The following is a 23,959-nucleotide window of genomic DNA, read 5'->3' as shown; positions in this document are numbered from 1 at the left end:
TTTTAACTCACTTCCAGAGCAAAATAGGTGAATCTTTATGCGACAGTCGAAATCGCTGTGCGAACCGCTGCCTGAGCCTCTGCTAACGTACTAGCAGAGCGCGTATTCAACCGAGTGAGATGGGTAATCACCCGTTGAGAGAGTTGACGAGGTGAGGTTTGCCCAGTTGCCAGCGCATAGCTAGAGGCACCAACCAGAAAGCGCGGCGGTAGATCGGTGGGCACTCTCCCTTGCACCAGTTGTCTGGCGCCCGCCTGAATTGCCCGCTCGTCGTCGCGGCTAAAGGGAATAATGTTCACCAGTGCTTTTTGTCCCAGGTTGCGCCGAGTTTGAAAGGCAATTTCATCCACAATTTGCGGAATTACAGTGTCGGCAGTCTGCAAGAGAGTGGCAGGAATGCGATGAGCGCGATTCGGGTTATACAGTGTTTGCCAAACTCGCTGGAGGCGATCGCCCTCCGCCCCAAACCCAATCTGCCGCAGCATCTCTGCCAGAATTAGAATCCGCAGATAGGCAGTGGGATGGGCACCCCCTGGTCGAAACGTCATTGTACGTGGAGCCGGATGGGCAAGAAACACCGCCATGCCCCAAGCAGCCGACGGACCACCTAACAAAATCGCTGCCAGATCAGCAAAGATTTCTTTATGCCAGGTTGCATACGTGCGAGTAACCGTTGGGTCGCCAGTAAACCGCAGAGTGCGTTCCAGCACAGCACGTCGATTTTCTTGCCAGATGCCCAAATCTGCCTGAAGATTATGCGCGACCTCGTGCAGAAAGACTGCCTGCCAGGGATTATCGCGATCCCACGGAATCCGAATGATGGGAAACGGATTTTGCTCTCCCAATAACCGATTCAACTGGATACCTCGCCGCATGGTTGCGGGAGAAAAGCCATGCTCCATGTAGCAAACTGGTTTCAGCAGGGGACCGCGAAAAAGAGCAGGAGCCGCTTGTCGAATTGGGGCATAGCAATCAACCGCAATGACATCGTGCGCTGCAAGAGCCGGGGCAAAGGTGGTGCCTCGTTGCCCAAAGACCTCAAAGAAGAGTCCGAAAGCACGCCGCGATCGATCCACTTCTCGCTCCACTAGCGCAATATCTCGCAAGACCCGATCAGGTGGAGCTGTCTTCCAGGTTTGCTTTACCTGCTCTAAACGGCGCTGTGTTTCCTGGTCAATTTTTGCCAGTCGACGATTAGCGGCTCGAAAGTGTGCGGGAGACGGCGCGTAAGGGATGTCTTGTGGACGAATGCCCACCGAGGCATAATCCACCTGCACCAGTCGGCGTGCCCGTGCTGCCAGTGCCAGAATTTTGGTATGTAGGAACAAACGCGTTTCCATCACAGCTTCCTCGCATAGGATTCCTGTTGACCAACAGCACGGTACCGCTTACATGGCACCACGACGGGCTGCTGCTGGGCGAGTACGACGACTGCCACAGGCAGCACAGATATGTTGACGAATCGCAGGGCTGGCGGAGCGAATCAGACGACGAATCATTTGAGGATTGCGGCTGAGACGCTGCCCCACTTGCTGAATAACCCGTGGTAAGGCTGTGGGAGGAACGCCCTGCTGGCGAGCAACTCGTTGGGCGGTTTGCACCACAGCAGGCAAGACTCGTACCGCTTGAGTTCCTTGCTGGCGGGCGATCGTGCGAGCCGTTTGAGTCGTTGCCCGGACAAGCTGTTGTCGGGTTGCTTGGGGCAGTCGTGCCGCTTGAGGCATAGTGCCATGAACCGCCATCGTGGCGATCGCGGGAGCCGCTGCATCCATCAAATCTTCTGCCTCTGCCAAATCTACCAGTGCGTCTACTGCTTCAAATTCATCAGCACCATCTGCTAACAAACGTCCGGCAACGCGGGCAACACGAGCAATTGCCTGTGCCTGTGGTAAGGGAATGGCACTGGCGATCGGTGCAACCACACGAGCAACACTGCCAATGCCGCGTCCAACCTGACGAGCCACTCTAGTGACACCCCGAATGCCACGCGCTACGCGCCGGAAAAACTCATCGCTATCTTCTGCTTCCAGGGCATCTGCCATCGCTTCTTCAAACGCATCGCCCTCATCGTAAGCATCATAAGCATCGTAACTATCATAAGCATCGTAACCATCGCCCTCATCAAACGCATCGAATGAATCGTCGTACGCATCATAGGCTTGGGCAGAACGGCGCGTTTGGGATGGACCTTCTGCCTCGTAGAACAAATCATCCATAACATCGGCTTCAAAGGCTTGATACATAGTTTCCCTCTCGATAATTGTAGAAAGACAGGATTAGTAGGACTTCTAGCCCTTAATTAATTCACACCGTTTCAAGCTGACTTAAAAGAATGTTGCAAAAGCATCAAAGCTACGCTGCCCTCTAGTGGGACGACGTTGTTGAGGATGGCTCTGGGGCGATCGTTGTCCTCTAGCTGGACGACCTTGTTGGGGACGGCTCTGAGGTGAGCGCTGTCCTCCAGTTGGACGTTGTTGCTGCGGAAGACCTTGCGGTGGACGCTGCCCTCCGGCTGGACGCTGTTGCTGCGGAAGACTCTGGGGCGATCGTTTTGCCCGTTGTTGTTGCGATGGCGAATGTCTTGGAGTGTGAACATCCTCCTCTCGCAGTGGTTCCGTACTCTGTGTTGTTCTTCTAGTAGTAGGATCGTAGACACGCTTCTCAACAAGTCGTCCCTCTCTAATTGGGCGGTTGTTCCCATCAAGTTGAGGCTGATGTATTAAAAGTACGCTACGTGCAGTTGGATCATTCTGTACTACCCGTTCAAATTGCCTGATTGCCGCTGCGCGGCTTTCCCTACGACGCTGAGGATTTAGAACCTCGACTTCAACATTTACGTGTTCTCCAGTTCTTAGATCGTTTGCTTGATGATCTGGCTGATTAGACGTTGTAGTCAGTGGTCCTTGATTTTTTGGATTCGGTCTTGTATTGGGAACTACCTGAGGCTGATGTGCCCGAATATCAGTAAGTCCCCATTGTCGCAATTGCCTATCCACCTGAGCATTTATTGTTGCTTGAATTGTGTCTCTAGACACTCCATCATTAGGTTCTGTTGGCGCAGTACCACCTCTAGCGTAGTCTACATCCTCATCCTCAAATCCATTCCACTCAGCAAGCCAATCGAATTCGTTTAAGCCCTCGAAGGCATCAAATTTGTTTGTATGGGAGTGAGTTTGTGGCGACACATAGTAGAACAAGTTATCCATCAAATCACTATCAAACGCCTGATACATCTTTTGTTCTCCCTAACGGCTTCTGATAGTGATTTCGACCGGACCGCGAATCACTAAGCGTTGTGGAATGCCTGTACTGCTTCCCGTCACATACCGACGGGTTACAGTTGAAGCGTGTTGGGTTGCCTGCGCTAACCGACTTACCAAGCGAGGGTTTCTAGCAACGCTGGCAGCGGCACGACGAATGGCTTGAGGAAGCTGTTGAGCAGGCATTTGGCGGCGTTGAGCAGTCCGTTGAACAGCTTGTACTACGCGGGGAACAGCTCTGACGGCTCGTGCCCCCTGACGACGAGCCAGAGTTTGCGTAGACTGACGCACACTATGAACCAGTTGCCGTCGTGCTGTTCGATTCAACCGAGCGGCACGGGGCATCATGGTACGAACAGTGAGTCCGGCAATGATGGGAGCAGCGGCATCTACCGCATCTTCTTCTTTGGCGAATGATAGTATTTCGTCCAGTGCCTCAAACTCATCGGCTCCATCTGCCAACAAGCGTCCAGCAATGTTGGCGATCGCCCCAATTGCTTGGGCTTGCGGCAGTGGAATCATGCTGGCAACAGGACCGACCACCCGTGCCACTTGACCAACACCTCGACCGACCTGACGAGCCACCTGTGCTGCCCGACGCACTCCCTGCACAGCACGACGTAAGAACTCGTCACTGTCTTCAGCTTCTAGGGCATCGGCGATCGCTGCTTCCATCGCATCCATGGCATTGATTGAGCCATCCTCAGCAAAAGCATCACCTGATGCAAACTCATCTTCAAAATTCTCCTCAAAGCCATCTTCAAATTCGTTCACTTCGTCGAAGAACGATTCATCTAAGAAGGAATTTTTGCGTGGTGGCCATGGTCCACGGTGTCCTGATGGTCTGCGGCGCGGCACCTGACGGCGATCGTCACCCCGCTCTCCCCCGCGATCCATCCCTCGGCGGCGTTGTCCCTGCTCATGTTGCGTTCGGTTAGACTCTCGCTGATTTGTGCGATGGGGGTTAAACTCGTCACCAGATGCCATCTGGTCATCCCACAGATCGCCCTCCAGATTGTCTCCGAAAGCATCTTCCTCAAAGGCAGCAGCACCCTCCGCTGCAAATTCATCCATACCATCGGTAAACGCATGATCATCACCAAAGGCATCAAAGCCTTCTTCCTCCATCGCGTCATACTCGTCAGCCGATGAAATGGGTGTCTCTGCCGACAGATCATCCATTACATCACTCTCAAAGGGTTGATCCATGGGATACCTTCCTTGCAAAGTTAGTACACTGCTACGGGCAGTAACGGGTAGAACTCACGCAGCAAAAGTGTTACATACTGATCACTTTCAATTAGCGCAGCACTTGCGGAAGCGATTGAAAGTCTTTGCATTTAAAGTACGCCGTTCCCAATCAAGTCACTAGTCACATAAACTAGGTCACTCAAATGAAGTAACTGGATCAAGGGAGGCGAATGCCCAAAGAAAAGCCATGTTGTGTTGCAGCTATTTTGTATGATTCCGTCTGCCACACTCTTTTTCGGAAGAAGGAACACTGGGCAAATGGTTCTAGCAGTTGGGTGCTCATTAATGCGTGTGAGCACCCTGAAGATGGCTGTTAGGCTTTGAACGCAGTCCTTTAGCTTTTAACTGACCGTTGCAGGCGAGGTGCCATTGGTAGAACCGTTTGTCGAAGCGGTTGGCACAGAACTTGTGGTTGAGGGCGTGGAAGGGCTGGCACTGCTAGTACGGCGGTTCACCTTCCGGCGAGAACCACCTGCCATTTCATATTCCTGACTGGTTTTACCGTAACGACTGCCAACACCCAGCAGCATTTTTTCGGACATTGCCATGACAAGTTGCTCGGCACTACTTACATCATCTGCCAGCTTGTCGATTGAAGATAGAGCCGTGTTATATGCGGCAAGTTTAGACCGCAAGCTATCAATGGTGCTGGTATAGGCTTTCAGAGTGAGCCCACTGCCAAAATCAAGCTCTGCGCTGATGGAACGCAAACTTTCAATGCGTCGATCGGCGCGTTCTAACACTTCAGAATTCCGTTTGCGACGTGCCATAATGCCCCCTGTAATTAGCTGTACAACCACACTGTAGACACGCGATCAAGTGTCTAACCTGAGCAAAAACCAGCAGGATTCAGACCAGGGAAAAGTGGTCGCCGTAGAAAAATAGGGATGTTTACGGAGGACAGTGCTTTGGTTGCAATCGCTGCCTTTGATACCAATGCCAAAAAACACCAGAGGCATACACCCCCGCAAAGACTTGTGAAGGAAATTGCAAGCATTGGTGTGAGCGCTTGCCAAAGCCGTTACATCAATCAGCCTATTTCAATCATTGTAGGCATGGCTTAAGCCCGGCTTATGAATGCTTGAACCGTTGTAACAACGGTTTAAATAATTGCTGCAACGACTTATATGTTTCTTGCAAACGCTTAATTCTTTCTTATACGAGTAGTAACCGTCGCTGCAAGGATTTGAATCGGAGTAACGGAGGCTTGAATCAGAGTAACGAAGACTTGAATCGGAGTAACAAAGATTCAAATCGTTCTAGCTTTGCAAGCAATGTTTGCTACAACGGTTCAAATTTGTCTAGCAGCGGCTATTTTCTCATCTACTGCACAATTCTCAGCTACTGCAAAATCTAGCGTGGCTGCGTCCTGGAGTGCATGGCAAATCATCTCCCCACTCAGCAGCGCCTAGAATGTTAGTCACCTCAAAGCTGTGTGGAAGCCAAAGCATACTGTTAGCTCAACACTCGATCGCTGCTTCGACCTCAACTCAAGTGCGGTATCAGACTCGTCTCTGTGTTTGTGCAAAACTAGGGCGTATGTCGCCTTTACGCCCTCCTCTAACCTCGTAGAGCGCTTGAGAGCAAGAGCAAGCTATGGTGAAGCTAGTTCTTCTAAATACCCATCATTGCCCCTTCCCATCCTGCTCGATCGCGCCAAAACCCCTCTTTCTTTTATCTTGCTGTGCCGATGATTCACTAGAAGTTGACTAACCATAATCATGGTCACATTGCCATCCGGTTTACTGCCATGCTCGATGCCCATTTAGACAATAGTGGCTGTATAACAGGCAATTCTGGCATTAAGGTGAATATTGTTGAAACCAATAACTATATGAGTTTAGCCATCAGGGTTTAAAGCCAAGCTAATCTAAAGTTTTCTGTGGAGGTATTATGTCAGCTTTAACCGATGCTCTGAACCGGATTATAGAATGGCTTCAACAAAATAGTCCTACTTGCGCATCAGGTTTCCTGCCAGGTCTATCATCCAGAGAAATTGAAGAAAAGCTTAGTGAGCTACCTTTTTGTGTCTCTCGTGAAGTCTACGAGCTGTATCAATGGCGTAATGGCATTAATAATGGGTGTGGTGTTTTTGTGTATCACTGCTTACTAAACCTAGAAACTGCTTTGAGAGATTCACAAGGTATTAACGATTCTTTTTGGCTCGAAGCTCGAGAAGAAGATGGAAACCCTAAATATCTCTTTCTAATCTTTGATTTTGATGGTGAGTATTTTGCTGTTCCAGGTAGTGATAGTCTAAATGACACCGCCCCCATCTTTCATGTAGATGGTGATGATGGTTCGTTAAGCTTTGCTTTCACAAATCTTACTCATATGATGTTGGCAATAGCTGAGTGCTATGAAACAGGAGTTTATTCAGTAACTTCAGATGGAAATGTAGAAGTTACAGATGAAGCTAAGTTTGGTGAGATTCGCCGCAAGCATAACCCTGGCTCTGTTGAGCAGCTATATGCTAACGGTTGGTAAAATAGATTGGCATCGGCTATCTAACAAGTCGATGAAGCGGACAAACGAGAAGTCTTGTGATGCCAAATTATTTGCAACCGCTTATCCTGGTCATTAGCCTAGGGAAAAGTTGTATAGCTAAAGAAATGTCAGTAGACTTAGATTTAATCAATCAGATTTCAGTTCATTAGATTCTACAAATTGACGAGCTAAATCTTATGCTGGGAATCTCTATACTTACACTTCTGCTAATTGCTGGAAGTATACTCTTTACTACAGCTATAATTTATAACGCTCTACATCCAATCTCTAAAATCAAGCAGATTAAACGGCAAGTTGTACTAGAGTTTGACCTTGTTGCCTTCATGAGCTTTCATAAATACTCATGGCACAATCTACCGTTAGGACAGCTAGGTATAGTAACTGAGAGATTTCAATTAGATTCTGTTTCTGGCTCTTATTACAATCTTTATAAAGCTGAGATCATCGTTCCAGTGCTGACTGATGATGGAGAGCTTAGACTGCACTCGACCAGTTATACCGTTGCTAGAGAGCCAACTGGCATTCCTAGACTTATTTTTTTGAAATGGCTGCAAAGAAGCCACATTAAGTTTGATCCTAATTGGTATGGCGAAAAAGATATTTACAAAGGCTCTCTTCCAGTTTCAACTAAATTAGATTCTACAGAAGAAGTAAGGTACAGAGTAGCCCAAGAACTAAGACCTTTAATTAAAGAACATCATGAACTGCAATTAGAAATAGTGCGCGTTGATTCTGAGCGTAGCAAAGCGAAAAGGCTACTTAATTTAACAACCAAGTCTGATGTTTATGCAAATCAACGAGATCGTTACGAGACAGTATATTCAGAAGTGAGCGGAGTACTAGCCAAGGTAAAAGAATTAGAGCAACTCTACAGGCACTTTATTAGAGAGTCATTAATCGGTGTTCAACTGGCGACGAGTCATCCTACTATGCTGTCGGGGAGCAATTTATCAATTAAAGCTATTGAGGCAGAGTGCGAAAAACAGAAAGAAGAGTATCAGTATATGAAGGATAAGGTTGCAGCTTATGTCAACTTGTTAGATGCCGAAACCTGACATCCCGCTACTGTTATGCTTGCCAAGCCGTCTATTACTCTGGTTTCCGACATCTTGAATCAGCCGGAAACCAGAAAATGAGAGATTCAAAATCACAGATTGAAATTCAGAGATCTAAATCAAGTCGAAGCTTAACGGCGATCGCCCTGGTTTACTGCCATAGGCACTGGCACAGACACAGGCGCTTCCGCATGGTCACCAGTTACCTCTTTAAGCGTAAAGGCATTTATAAACGCCACAATGAGCGCAACACAGCCCAACATTTGAAAAAATAGCTTGTCGCCAGCTACGCCCTGGGGCAAAAGGCTATAGACCGTTAGATAAATGACCGCGCCAACATTACCATAGGCTCCTACATTACCCGCGATCTGCCCAGTAATTCGGGCCTTTACTAGGGGAACGATCGCGTAAGTTGCGCCTTCCGCTGCCATTACAAAGAACGATGCCAACATAGTCATCAGCACCACAAAAATGATGGGTACGCCTTGACCGAACATACTAAACAATAGATAGCCAATGCCTGTGCCACCAATAGTTGCAGCAAGCGTCCATTTGCGGCTACCAATCTTGTCAGAAAGCCAGCCGCCACCTGGACGCGCCACGATGTTCATAAAGGCGTACATCCCTGCCACTGCCCCCGCCACTGCTGCCGTCAAGCCAAACCCGCGTTCAAAATAAGTGGGCAGCATAGAGACAACCGCAAGCTCTGACCCAAAACACGCAACATATGCCAGTTCAAGGTTGGCAACTTGAGCAAACTTATAGCGCTCCTCCGGTGCATAACGCTTTGCTCCCGTCATCAGTGGCTTGTTTGCCTGCCAGATGTTGTATGCCTGATAGAGATAAAGACCAACCAGAAAGACACCAATCAGCAAGAGTACTGTGTTGTCAATGAACTTCAATTTTGTCAAACGCCATGCAATTAAGCCTAAGACACCGACTAGCGGAACATTCATGACTAATAAAAACCAAAAATCGCGCTTGCTAGTAACTTCCATACCAGCGTTGCTAGGCGGACGTTGATACACCTTGCCAGGAGGAGTGTCAGTGACATTGAAGTAATAGATTACGCCATAGACTGCTGTTATCACACCTGTAAGGGCGATCGCCAACCGCCAGTTGAACTGTCCAGCCGCCAAAAAGCTTAACCCAGCAGCAATGGCAGGCAACGTAAAGGCAGCGCCTGCTGACCCAAAGTTGCCCCAACCCCCGTAAATGCCCTCTGCTAGACCAATATCTTTGGCAGTAAACCACTCTGCCACCATCCGAATGCCGATGACAAAACCACAGCCTACAATGCTCAAGGCGAGGCGAGCATAAACCATTTGCTCAAAGTTTTGTGCCAGCGCAAAAGCAAGGCAAGGAAACACCGCGTAGATCAGCAAGCAAGAGTAGGTAAGGCGAGGACCAAAGCGATCCAAAATCATGCCAACCACAATCCGGGCTGGCACTGTAAGTGCCACATTGCATATAGCGAGCGTTCGCAGTTGCGGATCGGTTAAACCTAACTCAGCCTTTGCGGCTGTTGCTAACGGTGCAAAGTTAAACCAAACAACAAAGGTGAGAAAAAAAGCAAACCACGTCATATGCAGGATTTTATACCTGCCCGTAAACGACCACAATCCAGCCATGACAGCTTTACTCCAAAATGCAGGTGTATGAATTTACTTCAATGCCTTGGAGCGCAACGAGACTGCAAACAATGTGCTGTTTGAAAGCCGTAGATGCTTTAGCAACCGAGCCTTAGCAATCTACCGTGTGGATGCAGATGCATTGAGTTCAAAGCGGGACAACGCTGGATAAGCGCAACCAATAGTTGACTCAAAACTATTCGTAAAACTGAGTGATTGAGTCATGAACTTCAGCAAAAAACAGGCTTGCAGTAAAACCCCTTGAGCTTAACCACATCAATCTGTTTTTGCCTGAATGCCACAAGCAGCAATATCACAGAGGCAAAAAGAGCTTGTAGAAAGGTTACCGATCTTCATAGCGTTACTCTGTGTAAACCATCACAAAAAATGAGGGCAAACAAGTTCTACGCCTTGAAGCGATGCTATTGTGGCAAGGCAGAACGGTTGATTGAAGCCTTGCACTTAGGGCTGCTCGAAGTTGCCATCTGCACAGCTTATTCAAAAAGAACAGATCGCACCTCTAGGCAAGATCGCGCTGTTTGATGGATTTTACCTTTCTGCCAAGCCAGCGATCGACAGCGACCAGCAACAAGCCCATGAGGATAAAGCCGATCGCCACGAAAACGCCATTGAGCAATGCCTGCGGATAGCCCAGCGTTGTTACATCAATAAACGGATAGGGATAGAACCCAAAGATTGCGCCCCAAAACAGCGCCCACAGCAAGTACACAAAAGGAAAGACTGCCCACCGAAAGGTATCGTGCCAGCGCAACTGTCCTTTAGGTGTGAAAAATAGCCATTCAACGCCATAGAGCACAGGCATCACGTAATGGAGCACCACATCTGCTAACCACCACAGACCAGTCGGAGTCCATGTCTGCCTTAGGAGCAAAAAGTAAACAATCCCCGTAATGAAGATGTAGACGCTTACGCCAGTCTTTACTTTAGGATGAGTGAAGAAACTACCAGCGTCACGTCGTTGTAACCATATTGCTGTAAAAACCGTGGCAACTAGAATGTTGCTGAGAATCGTGAAGTAATCGAAGAACTTCATCACCCCAACAATTCCAGGCAAGCCCTTTTCCATATTGCTGACAATCAGCAGGTAGAGTTGTAGTGCCAAAGCGCTCCAGCCTATGATCGCGCTAACAAAAACAAACGGTAACCTGGTCGTCATCACTGTCTCTACTATTTTCTCTGTAGATACAAATACCACGTGCAGGTTAACTTATAACGGGTAATTTATACTGCTAAAAGGTTTCCTGGTAGTGCTTGCAAAACTCGTTGAAAGGGAGCCGTATCGCCTAAGCCTTTCGCCAAAATAAGTGCGCCTTGAATTTGCAAAATGGCATCTTCAGCACGCTGTCGGGCGATCGCTGCCTCCACGCCTGCATCCATTGCCACGCCTGCCAGAGAATCGATCCAGCGATTCAGCGCCTGTTGAATTTGGGTTTGAAACAACCCATTGGCTTCACCCAGTGCCAACATTGCTAGCAAACAGGCTTGCTGACCATGATTGTAGTAAGTATCCACACTACGAGCCATTGCCTGAAGCCGTTCAGAAGGATCGCCCTCGCTACGTAGTGGTGCCAGCATTCCCGTTTCTAGCTTGTGTCGGAGATAGTCCAACACGGCTGCTGCCATTTCTTCTTTCCCGCCAGGAAAATGGTGATACAGGCTCGCTTTACCCAATCCCGTTGCGCTTGACAACCGCGCCAGCGTTGCCCCTTCGTAACCATACTGGCGAAAGACCTCAACCAGTTGGGCAACGGCATCCTCTCTCAACATTGCTTCAGCTTCATTGCAACTATTGACAGTATACCGAACGATCAGTACAGTGATTATGTACCGAACGATTGGTACAGACAAGAGGTACAAAGCAACCGAAGTACAAAGCAACCGCTGTTGAACGATCGCTCTATGCTGAAACTGTACGATTTTTTGCTATCTGGCAATTGCTATAAAGTGCGGCTACTGCTGTCTTTATTGGGGTTAGAGTACGAGTCGATCACCGTTGATTTAAAGGCAGGTGAACATAAGAAACCGCCGTTCTTAGAGTTAAATCCGTTTGGACAAGTGCCTGCTTTAACTGATGGGGAGGTCGTGCTGCGCGACTCGCAGGCAATTTTGGTTTACATTGCGCGTCGCTATGGGGGAACAGATTGGCTTCCCGAGGAGGCTGCGGCGTTAGGCAACGTGATGCAGTGGCTCTCAACCGCGTCGAAAGAGATTGCCAATACGGTGGCGACAGCACGACTGCACTATTTATTTGGGACAGCGATCGACATAACCACTGTAGAGAAACAGTCGTATGCGCTACTGCAAGTGATGGATCACCATTTGGCAACCCGGCACTGGTTGGCAAGCGATCGCCCTACGATCACAGACATCGCCTGTTTCCCCTACATTGGGCTAGCCGCCGATGGCAAGCTTTCGCTAGACGCATATCCTCACGTCGTGGCTTGGGTCGAGCGGATCAAGCAACTACCCGGTTACGTGGGGATGCCTGGTTTGTAGAACGCTGCGTCAAAGCCAGACAAGAAGTAACGCTACAAAGGAGGTTCTGATGACATCCTTTCATCCTGGAGAACAGGCAGTGCAGTCAAGGGTCGGTGTGCGGGCAGAAGCCGATCGCCTGGGTCATCTGCTGAACGCTACCATTAAGCCCGCTGCTCAGACATTTTTGCAGAGTCAGTCATGGGCGATCGCCAGCAGTGTTGATACCAATGGTCACGTGTGGGCATCACTATTAACGGGCGCACCGGGCTTCGTGCAGCCCATTACAAACCAAAGCATCCAGATTAACGCTATGCCGATCGCGGGTGATCCGCTGTGTGCTGCGTTGCAATCTGGTAACGCGATGGGTTTGCTAGTCATTGATTTAGCCACTCGACGACGCTTGAGGCTCAACGGCACCATTGCCATGCAGCCCGATGGAGCAATCCATCTCCATACCAAGCAGGTGTATTTCAACTGCCCTCAATACATTCAACTGCGCCAGCTTGAGGCTTCAGCGATCGCCCCAACCGGTCTGGCAGAGGCGATCGTCAGTTCAACACTGTCACCCTCTCAGCAGCAATGGCTTGCCCAGGTGGATACCTTTTTTATCGCCAGTAGCCATCCTGATGGTGCTGATGTATCCCATCGCGGCGGCAATCCAGGCTTTGTTCAGGTCGTAAAAGCGAACAAGTTGGTGTTTCCAGACTACGCTGGCAACAATATGTTCAACACATTAGGCAACCTGTTTCAACAGCCGCAGGCAGGCTTATTGTTCCTTGATTTTGAGCAGGGCAACACGCTGCAACTGACTGGCACCGCTCAGATTATCTGGGACTCTGAAGCCCTTGCAGCCTTTGCAGGTGCCCAACGGCTCATTGAGTTTGAGGTCAGTCAAGCGATCGCCACCACCAACGCCCTGCCATACCGCTGGCGCTTTGTCGAATATTCACCGTATAACCCGATCTAGCATGGAACCCAGCATGGAAACGAAACCACCTCTACCACCGTTCACCTTAGAAACTGCCAAAGCAAAAGTGCAGGCAGCTGAAGATGCCTGGAATACACGTGACCCCAAGCGTGTGGCAAGTGCCTACACACCAGATTCGCAATGGCGCAATCGCTCAGAATTTTTGAGCGGTCGTGAGGAAATCGCCCTCTTCTTGCAGCGCAAATGGGACAAAGAACTGGATTATCGCCTCAAGAAGGAACTATGGAGTTTCACCGAAAACCGCATCTCTGTGCGCTTTGAATATGAGTGGCATGATGAAGCGGGTCAATGGTATCGCTCTCACGGCAATGAGCAATGGGAGTTTGCCGACAACGGCTTGATGCAGCGTCGCGAAGCAAGTATTAACGATGTGCTGATTCAAGAATCAGAACGAAAGTTTCGCTGGGAACGGACGTGAAAGAGCGGTTAGCCGTCAGCAGTCAGTGGGCAGGCTCGCATTCATTGCTACTTGATCGCTAATTCATTGCTGATTGCTGATCACTAATTGCTGATCGCTAATTCATTGCCAAATCAGCGCTGAGAAAGTCAATAAATTGACGCGCACTGCGACCTGATCGCCCATTGTGCCGTGTTGCCCACTGAAGCGCCTGGTGTTCCAATGCCGCTGCATCCAGCGTAATGTGGGCTTGCTTAGCAAGATGGTGAATCATCTGCAAATAGGTTTTTTGGTCGGCAGGCTCAAAGGTGAGCGTCAAGCCAAACCGATCGCTAAACGATAGCTTTTCCTGCACCGTATCCCAGGCATGGATTTCATCGCCATCACTAGGACGAGGGCGATCGCCAAAAAACTCTCGAATCAAGTGTCGTCGATTGGACGTGGCGTACACAACGACATTTTGCGATCGGGCTGTCAGGTTGCCTTCCAACACAACCTTTAACGCTTTATAGGCATCTTCATCTTCCTCAAAGGACAAATCATCCACAAAAATGATGAACTTCTGGGGCAGATCCCGCAAGGTTTCTACGATCGCAGGCAAAGCAACCAGATCTGCTTTCGCAACTTCAATCAAACGCAACCCAGCCGCACCATAGCGATGCAGCAAACCCTTCACCAACGACGATTTGCCAGAGCCGCGACTGCCGTACAGCAAAACGTGTAGCGCTGGATAACCATTCAGCAAAAACGCTGTGTTCTTCAGCAAGGCTTCTTTTTGAGCCTCATAGCCAACTAAATCAGTTACCTGTATTGGATCGGGAGTGGCAATACCCACCAATTGTCCCGACTGCCACCGCAGCGCTTTGTAACGAGCCAACAAGCCCACACCATGCTGACGGTAGTGAGCAGCTAATGGCTCCAGTGCCTCGCCCCAGTGATCGACGACATCAAGGGTCGATCGTAGCCAGTGCAGATGAGGCGCAGCTTCCTGACCCCAAGCGACGGGCGCAACAGTAAGATGAGCCGCCACTTTAACGGACTGACTAAGCTGCTGGCTACTACACGCATACATTTGCTGTAACACCTGAAGATCATGCCGAGCCGCCGCTATTAAAGCAGGCGCTAAGTCACTCAGATCCGTGCGCTGTACCTGCTGAGTGAAAGGGTTCTCCGCATTCAACAACTGGGTCAGCAGATAGTCCTGCCAGCTTTGCTTGCAGTCTGCCAGGGCGCTAAACCAATCACCGTATGCCCGCAAACAGTCGATATTGTCGGCTGCTGTATTCCGTTCTGCATGACGAAGGGCTTGCAACAATGTCAGAAATGCCTGCCCCACATCGCCCTTAAGCACAGATTGATACACCAGCAGTGCAGCGGCTTGATGCAGGAGCGTTTGAACAGGGGCGATCGCAGGAGTACTCATTAAAAATAGATGAATGGAAATGTGAACATGACCCTGTTTTAGCTTTCAGCGTTCAGCCTTTAGCTTTCAGCCTTAAATCCTACACCGACCGCTAATTAGCAGCCTCACTAGCAGATTCAATGGCTTGACATTGAGTGCAAAGCCCAAAAAATTCCAGCATGTGATAGTAGATCTTGAACTGATACGACTGGTTCAACTGCGCCTCCAACTCATGCACCGGGCAAGCATCGATCGGAATTGAGCCTCCACACTGTAAGCACGTCAGGTGATGCTGATCTTCCTGCACTAAACTGTAAAGCGATTCACCACCCGCCATCGTCCGCGCCTGTACCGCACCCTCTAGCTTGAGAGACTCCAGGGCGCGGTACACCGTCGCCAGCCCCATTGCCTGGTCACGGTTCCGCAGCTCAACAAACAAATCCTGTGCTGAAATTGCCTGATCAAGGTTTTTGAGGATGCTGATAATCCGTTCCTGGCTGCGAGTACGACTGGCTTTCATAGGGGAGGAGAGGAGAGAGGAGTCAGGGGTGAGGAGTGTGGGAAAGTTTTGAGTTTTGAGTTTTGAATCGCATGTTGTGCCGCTGCGCTAAAGAATTTGAGTCAATTCTCCTTACTGATTACTAACTCCAACTTTGAGAGAACCTCCAACTTTCACAAAGCATTCTATCCAAAAGACTCCACAGCTAATGAGTCTTTTTGCCTTCTGCCCTTTGCCTTCTGCCTTTTGCCTTTTACCTTTTTTGCCTTCTGCCTTCTCCCTGCGGTAGCATCAGTAACGTCAAGACTATGACAGGAAGCAACTGTGACTCAGACGTATCAAGCTCAAATCTATGTTACTCTGCGATCGTCGGTTCTCGATCCAGCCGGAACGGCGGTGCAGTCTGGGTTAAAGCATCTAGGGTACGAGAATGTGGCACAGATCAGAATTGGCAAATATATCGAACTAACATTAGACGCAGCGAACGAAGAAGTGGCGCGTGAACAGATCGATCGCATCTGTGACCAACTACTGGCAAACCCAGTCATTGAGAATTATCGGTTCGATTTGCAGGTATCACCTAAACCTATGAACATAAGCGCATAGATTCTGATGCTGAGTATAGCTTGCTTCTGCCGTCGGTTCGCTGAAGCAGTCACTCATTCCCACCCTGTGGGTTCGTTAGCGTTGCGCGGTTGCAAAGTAGCAGTTTCAACATTAAAGGTGTTGCCCATCGTAGCAACGCGATCGCCCAGCACGAGCTTTCGCCCACGCCGTGTTTCGACTGCGCCGTTGACTTTCACTTCGCCTGCCTGGATCAGCAGCTTTGCCTGCCCCCCAGACTGCACCATCCCCACAACCTTCAAAAATTGGTCTAGCTTGATTGTGCCTGTCGCTATCATGCGCTGTCCTGTTGAATAACCAACCATCTTCTACCGTAACCCATCACGCTTTGTTGCTGCCAACGCTTCTGTAGTGCCTTAGACAGCGGTCAGCAGATAGTCGATCGCGGCTTGGGCAATTGTTTCATTGCCGTCAGTGAGGACGGGTTGCGATCGCGCAGGCTGCAACGGCTGGTGTAGAAAATCCCAGTTGCCTTCAAAAAACTCAGACGGCATGAGAATTTGCGAGGGCACATAGTCCTGAATGCCATCCAGCAAAATGGCGGCTTCAGCAAAATCATCACGGGTAATGGAGACGATCGGCGTACCCAACCGACACGCTTCAGCAAAAGTGCTGTAGCCCGGTTTAGAGAGCAGCCGTCCACATACAGGCATCAGATCAACGGGGCGATAGTGGTTGTCAGTAATTTTGATCAAGTTTGGTAAGTCTGGAGCGTTGCGATCGAAGGTCAGGAACTGCCAGTCAGCAAACTGCTGCAAATTTTGGTAGGGAATTTCATTTAGCCCTAAGCCGCCAAAGGTCATCAAAACCGTGCGGTCATGGCTTGCCGTTAGCCCAAACGTTTCTCGTAGTTGAGACACACTGTAGCGTGGTGAACCACCCGTTAAGCCCACATCCTGTATCACCGGAAACGCGCTCATCGGCTCATGCAGCGGTAGGCGAAACAGGCGATCGCACTTGCTGAAGCACTCGGCAATCCAGTCAGCCATATCGACAAACTCGCCGCCCCACGGTCGATAGATAAAATCCCAACCAAAGTTGCTCATCATCCAGCAGGGCACCTGAGCCGCCTTTGCCAGCAAGGTGGCGATCGGTGGAATATCTGCCAAAATTAGCCCCACCCGATTTTGCTTAATGAAGTTGACCTCAGAGGCAATCAGTTTGTTTTGCTGTGCCCGCAATTGCTGGAGCCGCTCTAGTGTCGCTGGTTTGTCCATCGTGACGCTATCGGCTTGCAGAATACCAACATCAAACGCCCTGGGACGATGGATGAAATCAGTTTGAATATAGGCTTCTAGCAGCCAGCGAGGTGCTGTTGTGACCAGAATCAGCAACACGTCGGGACAGAGCCGCTGAATGGCAGCCGCCACAGAAGCAGCACGAGTCGCGTGTCCAAACCCATGATTTGTGATCGCCAAGTAGAGAATCGGTCGGGGCATGAGTCAATGTTGGAGCGATCGCCCAAACGGGAACAATTAAGACTGAATGGTGCAGCTCTCGCTAGTTTAACGTCTCCTTAAAGGGTATTCAGCAATCCAGCCGAGAAAGTCGAGTCAACCAATAGAGTAAACACCACTTTTTCACCGGCACAATCATAATAGATAGAAGAAGCTTGCCAAGAAAAATTTACGGCTGGGTAGAGGTAGATTTTGCCAGACCCTTCATCAAACCGCAAACCTTTTTGTAGACTCTGCCCCTAAGGGTATTTTGTTTGCTAGAAATCTTCCAAGCTCATAGTCTCAAAAAATCTGCATCTGCCGCCTTGATAGACAACTGGCGTTGTTAAAGCCTAGCTTTGATGGCATTAAATCAGGGTATTCATAACCGTCACTGCTAGCGCTAACTTTACACAAACAATGACGTATGCGAACAGAAACTTTTTATGCAGATCTAGCACCTCTGAAGCAGTTTCTAGAGATTACTAAACCTGAAAACTTTCGCTCTGTGCCAGACGATTGGTATGTTGTAGTCACAGACATTGTTGAATCCACAAAAGCGATCGAAGAAGGGCGCTATAAAGACATTAATCTTTTAGGTGCTTGCTCAATTATTGCCGTCTTGAATATAGCGCGAAAAATTGAGATTCCCTTTGTTTTTGGTGGCGATGGTGCGTCAATTGTCATTCCACCAACGCTCTATGCAGGCACGAAGAAAGCCTTACTTTCACTCCAACAGCTTGCTCAATCAGAGTTTGATCTCAAATTGCGGGTTGGCATTGTGCCTGTTGCCGTGGTGACGGCAGCTAACTATGCTGTCAAAGCAGCAAAACTGAGAGTTTCAGAAAACTATAGCCAAGCCGTTTTTATAGGTGGCGGTATGACTTACGCCACTGAATTAGTCAAAGCGCCTGGTGAGGCAAATATTTATCGACTGCAACAGCCTGATGCCGTTCTTGATGTGGATTTGTCGGGTCTAGAGTGCCGTTGGCAAGATATTCCTACCAAGCATGAAGAGATTCTTAGCCTCATCATTATGGAGACAGGGCAGCATCTCGGTAAGGCTGGTGCCGCCTATCAAAATGTAATTAAGCAAATCGAAAAAGTTTACGGAAACGATTTAAGTTATCACCCAGTTGTCGCGAATGAGCCTAACCTAACGTTTCAAACAAAGCATTTAATTAAAGAAACGAAACTGCGATCGAAGTCAAATAGTTGGTTCCATCGTACTGCCTATTTATGGAAGATCAAACTGGAGAATTTTCTAGGACTGATCTTTATGAAGTTCAAGCTTAAAATTGGTGACATGGATTGGGGCGGCTACAAAAAGGTTTTGACAGAAGCCACCGACTATCGAAAGTTTGACGATATGCTGCGGATGGTAATATCGGGCACTAAGCTTCAACGAGAACAGCTGATCAACTATCTTGAAGAGCAATACAAAGCGGGGCATTTAGTCTACGGCACCCACGTCTCTGATCGTGCACTTATGACCTGTCTAGTGTTTGAACACAACGGTCCTCAAGTACATTTTATTGATGGTGCCGATGGTGGCTATACGTTAGCAGCAAAAGCCATGAAAGCCAGAATGCACCGTAAAGTGCTGAACTGGAGTTCGTATGTCTCGCTCAACAGACGGCAAAAAAGATCTGCCAGTAAAGCCCTTGATGGAAAGCTTAGGGCTGAATGACAGGAGTAGAACTCAAAACGTTACGCCCCACTTCTCTGCATAAACTGTCGAATCGCTTCTACTAGTTGATCGATTTCTGACTCCAGCGTGAGGTAGTGGATGCAGGCGCGCACACAGTCAGGGTTGAGGATCACGCGGAGCATGAAGCCGTTGGATTCTAAAAACGAGACTAGTTGATTGTGAGTCCTACCCGGTAGCTGAAACGAAACTAACCCTGCTTCGGGTGGGGTTGATCGCAAGCAGACGACACCCGGCAAGTCGGCTAACTGTTGCCAAAGCGCGTAACTCAAAGTTTGGAGGCGCTGATAACGAGCTTCAGCAGTGCCCCATTGGTGATGGAGCGCGATCGCAGCCCGCAGTCCGGCATACAACGGATAGGCTGAGGTTGCCAGTTCATAGCGTTGCCCGTTGGGTTTCCAGCCCGTTGGTTGTCCGTGGCTGTCTGCTGTAATGCCACGCCAGCCAATAAAGGTAGGGGGTAAACTTGCCAGCGCTTCAGGGCGAATGTACAGCCCACCCAAACCTTCGGGACCGCACCACCATTTGTGTCCTGTAAAGGCATAAAAATCTGCCTGAAGTTGATCAAGCTGCAATGGCAGCACGCCAACCGACTGAGCCGCATCGACCAGAACCTGAATGGGCTGATGGCTAGGATACTGATGGCAAACTGCAGTGATCGCTGCCAGGGGAAGCACTTGTCCCGTATTCCAAAGGATGTGACTGAGGACAACGAGACGGGTAGTGGGTCGCAGGTGTTGCTCTAACACTGCCACAGGATCGCCTACATTCAGCGTTTCTTGAAAGGGGCAGATAGAGACTTCAATACCAAACCGACGTTGAAGTTCTCGCACAGCGGCAATAATGCCGGGATGTTCGCAGTCAGATAGTAAGAGGTGATCGCCCGATCGCCAGTTGATGCCCCAGAGCGCAATGTTGCAACCTGCCGATACATTCTCAGTCAGGGTAATCGCTTGAGAGGTAGTGCCGAGTTCTGCTGCGATCGCGCGTCTGGTCAGTTCTGCCTCATTTACAATCCAGGTGTTGCTCTGGTTGGAGAATGGACCCAACTGCTGAATCTGGACATAAGACTGTTGGATGGCTTCGAGCGCCACTTCTGGCAGTGGTCCTTGTCCACCGTAGTTAAAATACGCTTTGTTGGCTAAACCAGGAAATTGTTGCCGATACGTGAGCAAGGACGCTTGTGAAGTAGAACTTTGAGAAGTAAAAATGCCTGTCATGGTAACGTACTGGTAGAGACAAAGCGCTAGCATTCTAGCAGGTGAATTTAGCTTTTGCTGAGCTGTCAGGAGTCAGAAGTTATCAGTAACTCAGGGCGCAAACGATTCAAAACTTAGAGTCAATTTGAACATTTCCTGTTAGCTTACAAGAATGTTACTTACTGCCGAACTGTTACTTAACTATCAGCGCTGTAGCCGACGAGCGTTCTTAGACTTGTATGGGGATCGCAGCCAACGTGATCCACCCAGCGATTACCTGCTGAAGCTGCTGCAAGACAGTCAAACGAACCAGCGATCACTACTTGCCGATCAGGATGCCCGTCAGCCCAGCTACGCGCCGAGAGACTGGAAGGCTGGAGCAGTGGCAACGCTAGCGATGATGGAGCAGGGTGTAGAACGCATCTATCAGGGTGTCTTAATTGCAGAAGGCACAAATGGCGTAACGCTGGTAAGCAATCCTGATCTACTGGTGAAGCAACCAGGGCAGTCTCATTTTGGCGACTGGTTGTATGCACCTACTGAGATTAAATTAGGCAAACGTCCCAAGCTGGAATATCAGATTATAACGGCGTTTCATATGCTGGTGCTGGCGCAAGTGCAGGGAGCATGGCCCGAAACAGCATGGCTGCTGCTGCGAGAACGAGGCGCTTACTCAGTCGATCTATGGGAAATGCTGCCTCGTATGCAGGCGATCGTTGACGAATGCATTCAGGTAATGCTTCAAACAGAAGCGCCAGAGGTATTTATTGCCCGAAACCGGTGCAGTTTATGCCATTGGTTTGGGCACTGCTACGCGATCGCCAAAGCCGAACAGCACCTTTCTCTTCTACCTGGCGTGACACCCAGCCGCTACCTCCAGCTTCAGGCGTTGAATGTGACAACGGTAAAAGGGGTTGCGGAAATGAATGCGGCACGCCTTGCACCACTACCAGGCTTTGGCAGTGAAACAGCCCACAAATTAGTGCGCCAGGCGCGATCGACTCTACATAACCGAGCCCTGTTGATTGAGCCGTTAGCCAGTACCATGCTAGCGGAGCTGCCAACTGCACCAGTGGAACTTTATTTTGACATTGAAGCCGAGCCAGCGCTGAATTTAGTCTATCTACATGGCGTGCTGGTGGTCGATCGCCAGTCCCAAACCGAACGCTTCTACCCGTTATTGGCAGAACGCCCTGAAGATGAAGGGCTTGTGTGGGAGCAGTTTCTCGATTTGGTCTGGCAATATCCCACTGCTCCCGTCTATCACTTTTGCCCGTTTGAAGTGCAGACGGTCGAGCGACTCGCCAAACTCTACGGCACTTCGCCACAACGCATACGCCCCTTATTAGCCCGCTTCGTCGATCTGCACGAGCGGGTTACACGTATGGTGACGCTGCCTGTTGAAAGCTATGCGTTGAAGCCGATCGCCCGATGGCTCGGTTTTGACTGGCGTGACCCCAGCGCCAACGGTGCCCAATCGATTTACTGGTATGCTCAGTGGCTTTCAACAGGCGATCGCGCTTATCTCGACGCAATCCTTACCTATAACGAAGACGATTGCCGTGCCACTTATCATGCGAAAGATTGGCTGGTGAATTTTTTACAGGAGAGCTATCAGGCAGAGCTTGCTTAAGCCTTACTAGGCTCACAGCATTACTAAGCGATAGACAATGCAATTGCACTCTTGAACAAGACGCTCGCCACAACACTCGATGTTAAGCGCAATACGGTTAGATGCCGCTTCACAGTATTCACGCAAAGCGCTGTATCACAGATTTTTAATGTCTTACATCCTTGCTAGAGAACTGATCTTGGCAAGCTTGTCTTGACTTAGCCCTTCTAGCTCACTCAGGTGAAGCCAGCCTTCCTTGACTAACCCAGCAAAGACAAAGGGCAAAGCGGAATATTCGTAGTCGTACTTACCCTCAACCTGGTGCCTTTTAGCGCTCAAAAAGTCATGTAAACGCCAGAGTTCACCTAGCTCTGTGAGTGTACTGGTTTCTTCTTGAACTTGTTTTAGTAGCGCCTCAACTTCTCGCTTATAAGCTTGATCAAAAGCCGTTCGAGCGATCGTTTTTTCAATGTCAGTCCACTCAGCTTCACTTGCTTGCATGACTCAATCTAAAACCTGTGTGATCGTTAAAGGGGCTGGAATAATTACGTTTGTTAAGTCGGTCTCAGCACTGCTGTTTAAAGAGCGCTCTCTGCAATAGTTGGAAGGATTGAAGCAAAGGAAACCTGAGGAAATCCCTTCCTCAGGTTCTTTAAGTCACGATCCTTAGGAATGAGAATTGATTGCTTGGAATGACGTAGAGCGCAGGCTTAGAGCAAAAATCCCTGAGCTGGTTGCAGGAACTTACCTGCCCAAGACTACGCCCGTACAAGTCCATAGCCAATAGGCTTGCAGTCGCTCGATCGCTCACGCTTGACAGCGATCGCTCGTTTACTTAACGAACCAGATTCAAAAGTTCCTTTGGAGACGCTAACAAGTCAATCGCTACGAAGAAGATTTTACCGTTGGGGTTGAGCAAGAACCGCCAAGCCATATTCATGCCTACGGCTGCACCAAACCAGGGGGTCTGAACCTTGCCTGTCACTTTCACCTGAAGATAGCCATCATCTGCGGGTTCAGCAACGCCGCGCTCTGGCAGTAGGTTGAGGTTCTGGCATTCTTCCCGGAAAAACCGCATGATCGCTTCTTTGCCAACGATCGGTCGTTGAAAGGGAGGTTGTAAAGCGCCATCTTCGACAAAGAGCGTAATGAGTTGATCAAAGTCATTGGCATTCAAGTTATTCATGTAGCTCAACACGGTTACGTTGTCGAGACCTTGAATGGTCACTTGAGTCCGCTGAGAGGCTTCCTTAGGCACAACCACAGGTTCAGAAACTCTGGTGTAGCTGCCTAATTTACTGGCATCAAAACCCATATCTACAACAGAGTTCCGTAAGACAGTAATCTGTTGCCCTTGATCCAGGGTTTTAAGGGTTTCCAGAACAGCGGTGGCGTTAGCTGAAAGTTTGTAGCCAGCCGGAATCGGCGCGACAGTGCCTTGCTCCATCCATTCCCCAAGCTGATTCCAGAAGCCGAGCTTGATATTAGGTGACCAAGTGGCGTAGGTGCGGCAGATAGGGGTATCTGCATGATTTGCTAAATCACACATGACCTGAGTCTGTTCCTCAAAGGTCATCTGCTTAATTTGGTTCAGGGTTCCCTCAGCAAACTGCATACTGGCTGCACCGGGAGCTGCTACTGTGACGGTTTTGCCCATTTCTAGAAAAGCAAACCATGTCCATGCCAGTTGATCTTCGGCACTTAGTTGATTAAACCGTGCAGTTAAAGCAGGCACGGCATCAGCCGATAATGTACCGGGAAAAATACTACGGGCGGAATCGATCGTAATTGCCATCGGAGGTCTACCCCACTAAGTTTGTAATTGACCGAAGGTGAAGCAATAGTCTCCGGAGATACAGATTTACTCTCCACTCGTTAAATTATCACGAA

General features: G+C 49.3%; 24 protein-coding genes and 1 pseudogene. 10 read left to right on the top strand and 15 right to left on the bottom strand.

The features are described 5' to 3' along the window. Window positions 1–35: 35 nt before the first annotated feature. The 5 genes from H6F76_RS07310 to H6F76_RS07290 all read right to left on the bottom strand — a co-directional run bounded on the left by H6F76_RS07310 (window position 36) and on the right by H6F76_RS07290 (window position 5,281). Window positions 36–1,340 (bottom strand): hypothetical protein, encoded by a 1,305-nt coding sequence (locus tag H6F76_RS07310; protein WP_190507058.1) that lies wholly within the window; start codon window positions 1,338–1,340, stop codon window positions 36–38. Between the two features lie 48 nt (window positions 1,341–1,388). Beyond that, window positions 1,389–2,243 carry a hypothetical protein gene (locus H6F76_RS07305; protein ID WP_190507057.1) on the bottom strand — a complete coding sequence of 285 codons (855 nt, stop codon included), beginning with the start codon at window positions 2,241–2,243 and terminating at the stop codon, window positions 1,389–1,391. Window positions 2,244–2,324: 81 nt separating this feature from the next. Beyond that, entirely contained in the window at window positions 2,325–3,233 is a 909-nt protein-coding gene (locus tag H6F76_RS07300) for a hypothetical protein (protein WP_190450309.1), read from the bottom strand. Window positions 3,234–3,245: 12 nt separating this feature from the next. Then, window positions 3,246–4,469, bottom strand: coding sequence for a hypothetical protein (locus H6F76_RS07295; RefSeq protein ID WP_190507056.1), 1,224 nt, complete (start codon window positions 4,467–4,469; stop codon window positions 3,246–3,248). Window positions 4,470–4,852: 383 nt separating this feature from the next. Then, window positions 4,853–5,281 carry a hypothetical protein gene (locus H6F76_RS07290; protein WP_190507055.1) on the bottom strand — a complete coding sequence of 143 codons (429 nt, stop codon included), beginning with the start codon at window positions 5,279–5,281 and terminating at the stop codon, window positions 4,853–4,855. A 138-nt stretch (window positions 5,282–5,419) separates the two neighbouring features. Here H6F76_RS07290 and H6F76_RS29980 point away from each other — a divergent pair, with 138 nt between their 5' ends. The 4 genes and pseudogenes from H6F76_RS29980 to H6F76_RS07275 all read left to right on the top strand — a co-directional run bounded on the left by H6F76_RS29980 (window position 5,420) and on the right by H6F76_RS07275 (window position 8,074). Further along, a complete protein-coding gene (locus tag H6F76_RS29980) occupies window positions 5,420–5,575 on the top strand; it encodes a hypothetical protein (RefSeq protein ID WP_206754337.1) in 156 nt (51 codons plus the stop codon). A 653-nt stretch (window positions 5,576–6,228) separates the two neighbouring features. Next, a pseudogene (locus H6F76_RS07285) lies at window positions 6,229–6,345 on the top strand (Uma2 family endonuclease); the annotation flags it as partial. 59 nt (window positions 6,346–6,404) lie between these two features. Beyond that, on the top strand, window positions 6,405–6,998 hold the full coding sequence (locus tag H6F76_RS07280; RefSeq protein WP_190507054.1) for an SMI1/KNR4 family protein: 594 nt from the start codon (window positions 6,405–6,407) through the stop codon (window positions 6,996–6,998). Window positions 6,999–7,195: 197 nt separating this feature from the next. Continuing rightward, window positions 7,196–8,074 carry a hypothetical protein gene (locus tag H6F76_RS07275; protein WP_190507053.1) on the top strand — a complete coding sequence of 293 codons (879 nt, stop codon included), beginning with the start codon at window positions 7,196–7,198 and terminating at the stop codon, window positions 8,072–8,074. Between the two features lie 131 nt (window positions 8,075–8,205). Here H6F76_RS07275 and H6F76_RS07270 read toward each other — a convergent pair whose 3' ends face one another. The 3 genes from H6F76_RS07270 to H6F76_RS07260 form a co-directional block, all read right to left on the bottom strand. Next, window positions 8,206–9,705 carry a NarK family nitrate/nitrite MFS transporter gene (locus H6F76_RS07270; RefSeq protein WP_190507052.1) on the bottom strand — a complete coding sequence of 500 codons (1,500 nt, stop codon included), beginning with the start codon at window positions 9,703–9,705 and terminating at the stop codon, window positions 8,206–8,208. Between the two features lie 520 nt (window positions 9,706–10,225). Continuing rightward, window positions 10,226–10,882, bottom strand: coding sequence for a Pr6Pr family membrane protein (locus H6F76_RS07265; RefSeq protein ID WP_190507051.1), 657 nt, complete (start codon window positions 10,880–10,882; stop codon window positions 10,226–10,228). 65 nt (window positions 10,883–10,947) lie between these two features. Continuing rightward, window positions 10,948–11,493, bottom strand: a complete 546-nt coding sequence (locus tag H6F76_RS07260) for a TetR/AcrR family transcriptional regulator (protein ID WP_190507050.1) — start codon at window positions 11,491–11,493, stop codon at window positions 10,948–10,950. Between the two features lie 132 nt (window positions 11,494–11,625). Between H6F76_RS07260 and H6F76_RS07255 the strand changes: the two genes are divergently transcribed. Genes H6F76_RS07255 through H6F76_RS07245 form a run of 3 tightly spaced genes read left to right on the top strand, consistent with a single transcriptional unit; the run spans window position 11,626 to window position 13,610 of the window. Continuing rightward, on the top strand, window positions 11,626–12,222 hold the full coding sequence (locus tag H6F76_RS07255; RefSeq protein ID WP_190507049.1) for a glutathione S-transferase: 597 nt from the start codon (window positions 11,626–11,628) through the stop codon (window positions 12,220–12,222). Window positions 12,223–12,271: 49 nt separating this feature from the next. Next, entirely contained in the window at window positions 12,272–13,171 is a 900-nt protein-coding gene (locus H6F76_RS07250) for a pyridoxamine 5'-phosphate oxidase family protein (RefSeq protein WP_190507047.1), read from the top strand. 13 nt (window positions 13,172–13,184) lie between these two features. Further along, window positions 13,185–13,610: a nuclear transport factor 2 family protein gene (locus H6F76_RS07245; protein WP_190450320.1), complete on the top strand. Its 426-nt coding sequence runs from the start codon at window positions 13,185–13,187 to the stop codon at window positions 13,608–13,610. A gap of 97 nt (window positions 13,611–13,707) precedes the next feature. On the opposite strand, the gene H6F76_RS07240 is transcribed toward H6F76_RS07245, so the two are convergent. Together H6F76_RS07240 and H6F76_RS07235 are read right to left on the bottom strand one after the other, a co-directional pair. Continuing rightward, on the bottom strand, window positions 13,708–15,012 hold the full coding sequence (locus H6F76_RS07240) for an ATP-binding protein (RefSeq protein WP_190507045.1): 1,305 nt from the start codon (window positions 15,010–15,012) through the stop codon (window positions 13,708–13,710). A gap of 91 nt (window positions 15,013–15,103) precedes the next feature. Continuing rightward, on the bottom strand, window positions 15,104–15,511 hold the full coding sequence (locus H6F76_RS07235) for a Fur family transcriptional regulator (RefSeq protein WP_190450322.1): 408 nt from the start codon (window positions 15,509–15,511) through the stop codon (window positions 15,104–15,106). Between the two features lie 303 nt (window positions 15,512–15,814). Between H6F76_RS07235 and purS the strand changes: the two genes are divergently transcribed. Next, window positions 15,815–16,096 carry a phosphoribosylformylglycinamidine synthase subunit PurS gene (gene purS / locus H6F76_RS07230; RefSeq protein ID WP_190450323.1) on the top strand — a complete coding sequence of 94 codons (282 nt, stop codon included), beginning with the start codon at window positions 15,815–15,817 and terminating at the stop codon, window positions 16,094–16,096. Between the two features lie 53 nt (window positions 16,097–16,149). Here purS and H6F76_RS07225 read toward each other — a convergent pair whose 3' ends face one another. Together H6F76_RS07225 and H6F76_RS07220 are read right to left on the bottom strand one after the other, a co-directional pair. Further along, window positions 16,150–16,392, bottom strand: a complete 243-nt coding sequence (locus H6F76_RS07225; RefSeq protein ID WP_190451023.1) for an RNA-binding S4 domain-containing protein — start codon at window positions 16,390–16,392, stop codon at window positions 16,150–16,152. A gap of 78 nt (window positions 16,393–16,470) precedes the next feature. Beyond that, window positions 16,471–17,553 (bottom strand): glycosyl transferase, encoded by a 1,083-nt coding sequence (locus H6F76_RS07220; RefSeq protein ID WP_190507042.1) that lies wholly within the window; start codon window positions 17,551–17,553, stop codon window positions 16,471–16,473. A 424-nt stretch (window positions 17,554–17,977) separates the two neighbouring features. Here H6F76_RS07220 and H6F76_RS07215 point away from each other — a divergent pair, with 424 nt between their 5' ends. After that, window positions 17,978–19,240, top strand: a complete 1,263-nt coding sequence (locus tag H6F76_RS07215) for a DUF3095 domain-containing protein (RefSeq protein ID WP_190507041.1) — start codon at window positions 17,978–17,980, stop codon at window positions 19,238–19,240. A 20-nt stretch (window positions 19,241–19,260) separates the two neighbouring features. Here H6F76_RS07215 and H6F76_RS07210 read toward each other — a convergent pair whose 3' ends face one another. Continuing rightward, on the bottom strand, window positions 19,261–20,478 hold the full coding sequence (locus H6F76_RS07210) for an aminotransferase class V-fold PLP-dependent enzyme (RefSeq protein WP_190507039.1): 1,218 nt from the start codon (window positions 20,476–20,478) through the stop codon (window positions 19,261–19,263). A gap of 151 nt (window positions 20,479–20,629) precedes the next feature. On the opposite strand from H6F76_RS07210, the gene H6F76_RS07205 reads away from it, so the two are divergent. After that, a complete protein-coding gene (locus H6F76_RS07205) occupies window positions 20,630–22,090 on the top strand; it encodes a TM0106 family RecB-like putative nuclease (RefSeq protein WP_190507037.1) in 1,461 nt (486 codons plus the stop codon). A 153-nt stretch (window positions 22,091–22,243) separates the two neighbouring features. Here H6F76_RS07205 and H6F76_RS07200 read toward each other — a convergent pair whose 3' ends face one another. Next, complete coding sequence (locus tag H6F76_RS07200) at window positions 22,244–22,570, bottom strand: hypothetical protein (protein ID WP_190450328.1); 327 nt, start codon at window positions 22,568–22,570, stop codon at window positions 22,244–22,246. Window positions 22,571–22,904: 334 nt separating this feature from the next. Further along, window positions 22,905–23,864 (bottom strand): orange carotenoid-binding protein, encoded by a 960-nt coding sequence (locus H6F76_RS07195; protein WP_190507035.1) that lies wholly within the window; start codon window positions 23,862–23,864, stop codon window positions 22,905–22,907. Between the last annotated feature and the right edge of the window lie 95 nt (window positions 23,865–23,959).

The sequence above is a fragment of the Leptolyngbya sp. FACHB-321 genome, assembly GCF_014695975.1.
Taxonomy (GTDB): domain Bacteria; phylum Cyanobacteriota; class Cyanobacteriia; order Leptolyngbyales; family Leptolyngbyaceae; genus Stenomitos.
Note: the sequence above shows the minus strand (reverse complement) of the source record. Positions and strands in the feature narration are given on the sequence as shown.

Coding starts and splice junctions, on each gene's coding strand:
- H6F76_RS07310 (WP_190507058.1), bottom strand. CDS start 1,340: ATGGAAACGCGTTTGTTCCTACATACCAAAATTCTGGCACTGGCAGCA.
- H6F76_RS07305 (WP_190507057.1), bottom strand. CDS start 2,243: ATGTATCAAGCCTTTGAAGCCGATGTTATGGATGATTTGTTCTACGAG.
- H6F76_RS07300 (WP_190450309.1), bottom strand. CDS start 3,233: ATGTATCAGGCGTTTGATAGTGATTTGATGGATAACTTGTTCTACTAT.
- H6F76_RS07295 (WP_190507056.1), bottom strand. CDS start 4,469: ATGGATCAACCCTTTGAGAGTGATGTAATGGATGATCTGTCGGCAGAG.
- H6F76_RS07290 (WP_190507055.1), bottom strand. CDS start 5,281: ATGGCACGTCGCAAACGGAATTCTGAAGTGTTAGAACGCGCCGATCGA.
- H6F76_RS07280 (WP_190507054.1), top strand. CDS start 6,405: ATGTCAGCTTTAACCGATGCTCTGAACCGGATTATAGAATGGCTTCAA.
- H6F76_RS07275 (WP_190507053.1), top strand. CDS start 7,196: ATGCTGGGAATCTCTATACTTACACTTCTGCTAATTGCTGGAAGTATA.
- H6F76_RS07270 (WP_190507052.1), bottom strand. CDS start 9,705: ATGGCTGGATTGTGGTCGTTTACGGGCAGGTATAAAATCCTGCATATG.
- H6F76_RS07265 (WP_190507051.1), bottom strand. CDS start 10,882: ATGACGACCAGGTTACCGTTTGTTTTTGTTAGCGCGATCATAGGCTGG.
- H6F76_RS07260 (WP_190507050.1), bottom strand. CDS start 11,493: ATGTTGAGAGAGGATGCCGTTGCCCAACTGGTTGAGGTCTTTCGCCAG.
- H6F76_RS07255 (WP_190507049.1), top strand. CDS start 11,626: ATGCTGAAACTGTACGATTTTTTGCTATCTGGCAATTGCTATAAAGTG.
- H6F76_RS07250 (WP_190507047.1), top strand. CDS start 12,272: ATGACATCCTTTCATCCTGGAGAACAGGCAGTGCAGTCAAGGGTCGGT.
- H6F76_RS07245 (WP_190450320.1), top strand. CDS start 13,185: ATGGAAACGAAACCACCTCTACCACCGTTCACCTTAGAAACTGCCAAA.
- H6F76_RS07240 (WP_190507045.1), bottom strand. CDS start 15,012: ATGAGTACTCCTGCGATCGCCCCTGTTCAAACGCTCCTGCATCAAGCC.
- H6F76_RS07235 (WP_190450322.1), bottom strand. CDS start 15,511: ATGAAAGCCAGTCGTACTCGCAGCCAGGAACGGATTATCAGCATCCTC.
- H6F76_RS07225 (WP_190451023.1), bottom strand. CDS start 16,392: ATGATAGCGACAGGCACAATCAAGCTAGACCAATTTTTGAAGGTTGTG.
- H6F76_RS07220 (WP_190507042.1), bottom strand. CDS start 17,553: ATGCCCCGACCGATTCTCTACTTGGCGATCACAAATCATGGGTTTGGA.
- H6F76_RS07215 (WP_190507041.1), top strand. CDS start 17,978: ATGCGAACAGAAACTTTTTATGCAGATCTAGCACCTCTGAAGCAGTTT.
- H6F76_RS07210 (WP_190507039.1), bottom strand. CDS start 20,478: ATGACAGGCATTTTTACTTCTCAAAGTTCTACTTCACAAGCGTCCTTG.
- H6F76_RS07205 (WP_190507037.1), top strand. CDS start 20,630: ATGTTACTTACTGCCGAACTGTTACTTAACTATCAGCGCTGTAGCCGA.
- H6F76_RS07200 (WP_190450328.1), bottom strand. CDS start 22,570: ATGCAAGCAAGTGAAGCTGAGTGGACTGACATTGAAAAAACGATCGCT.
- H6F76_RS07195 (WP_190507035.1), bottom strand. CDS start 23,864: ATGGCAATTACGATCGATTCCGCCCGTAGTATTTTTCCCGGTACATTA.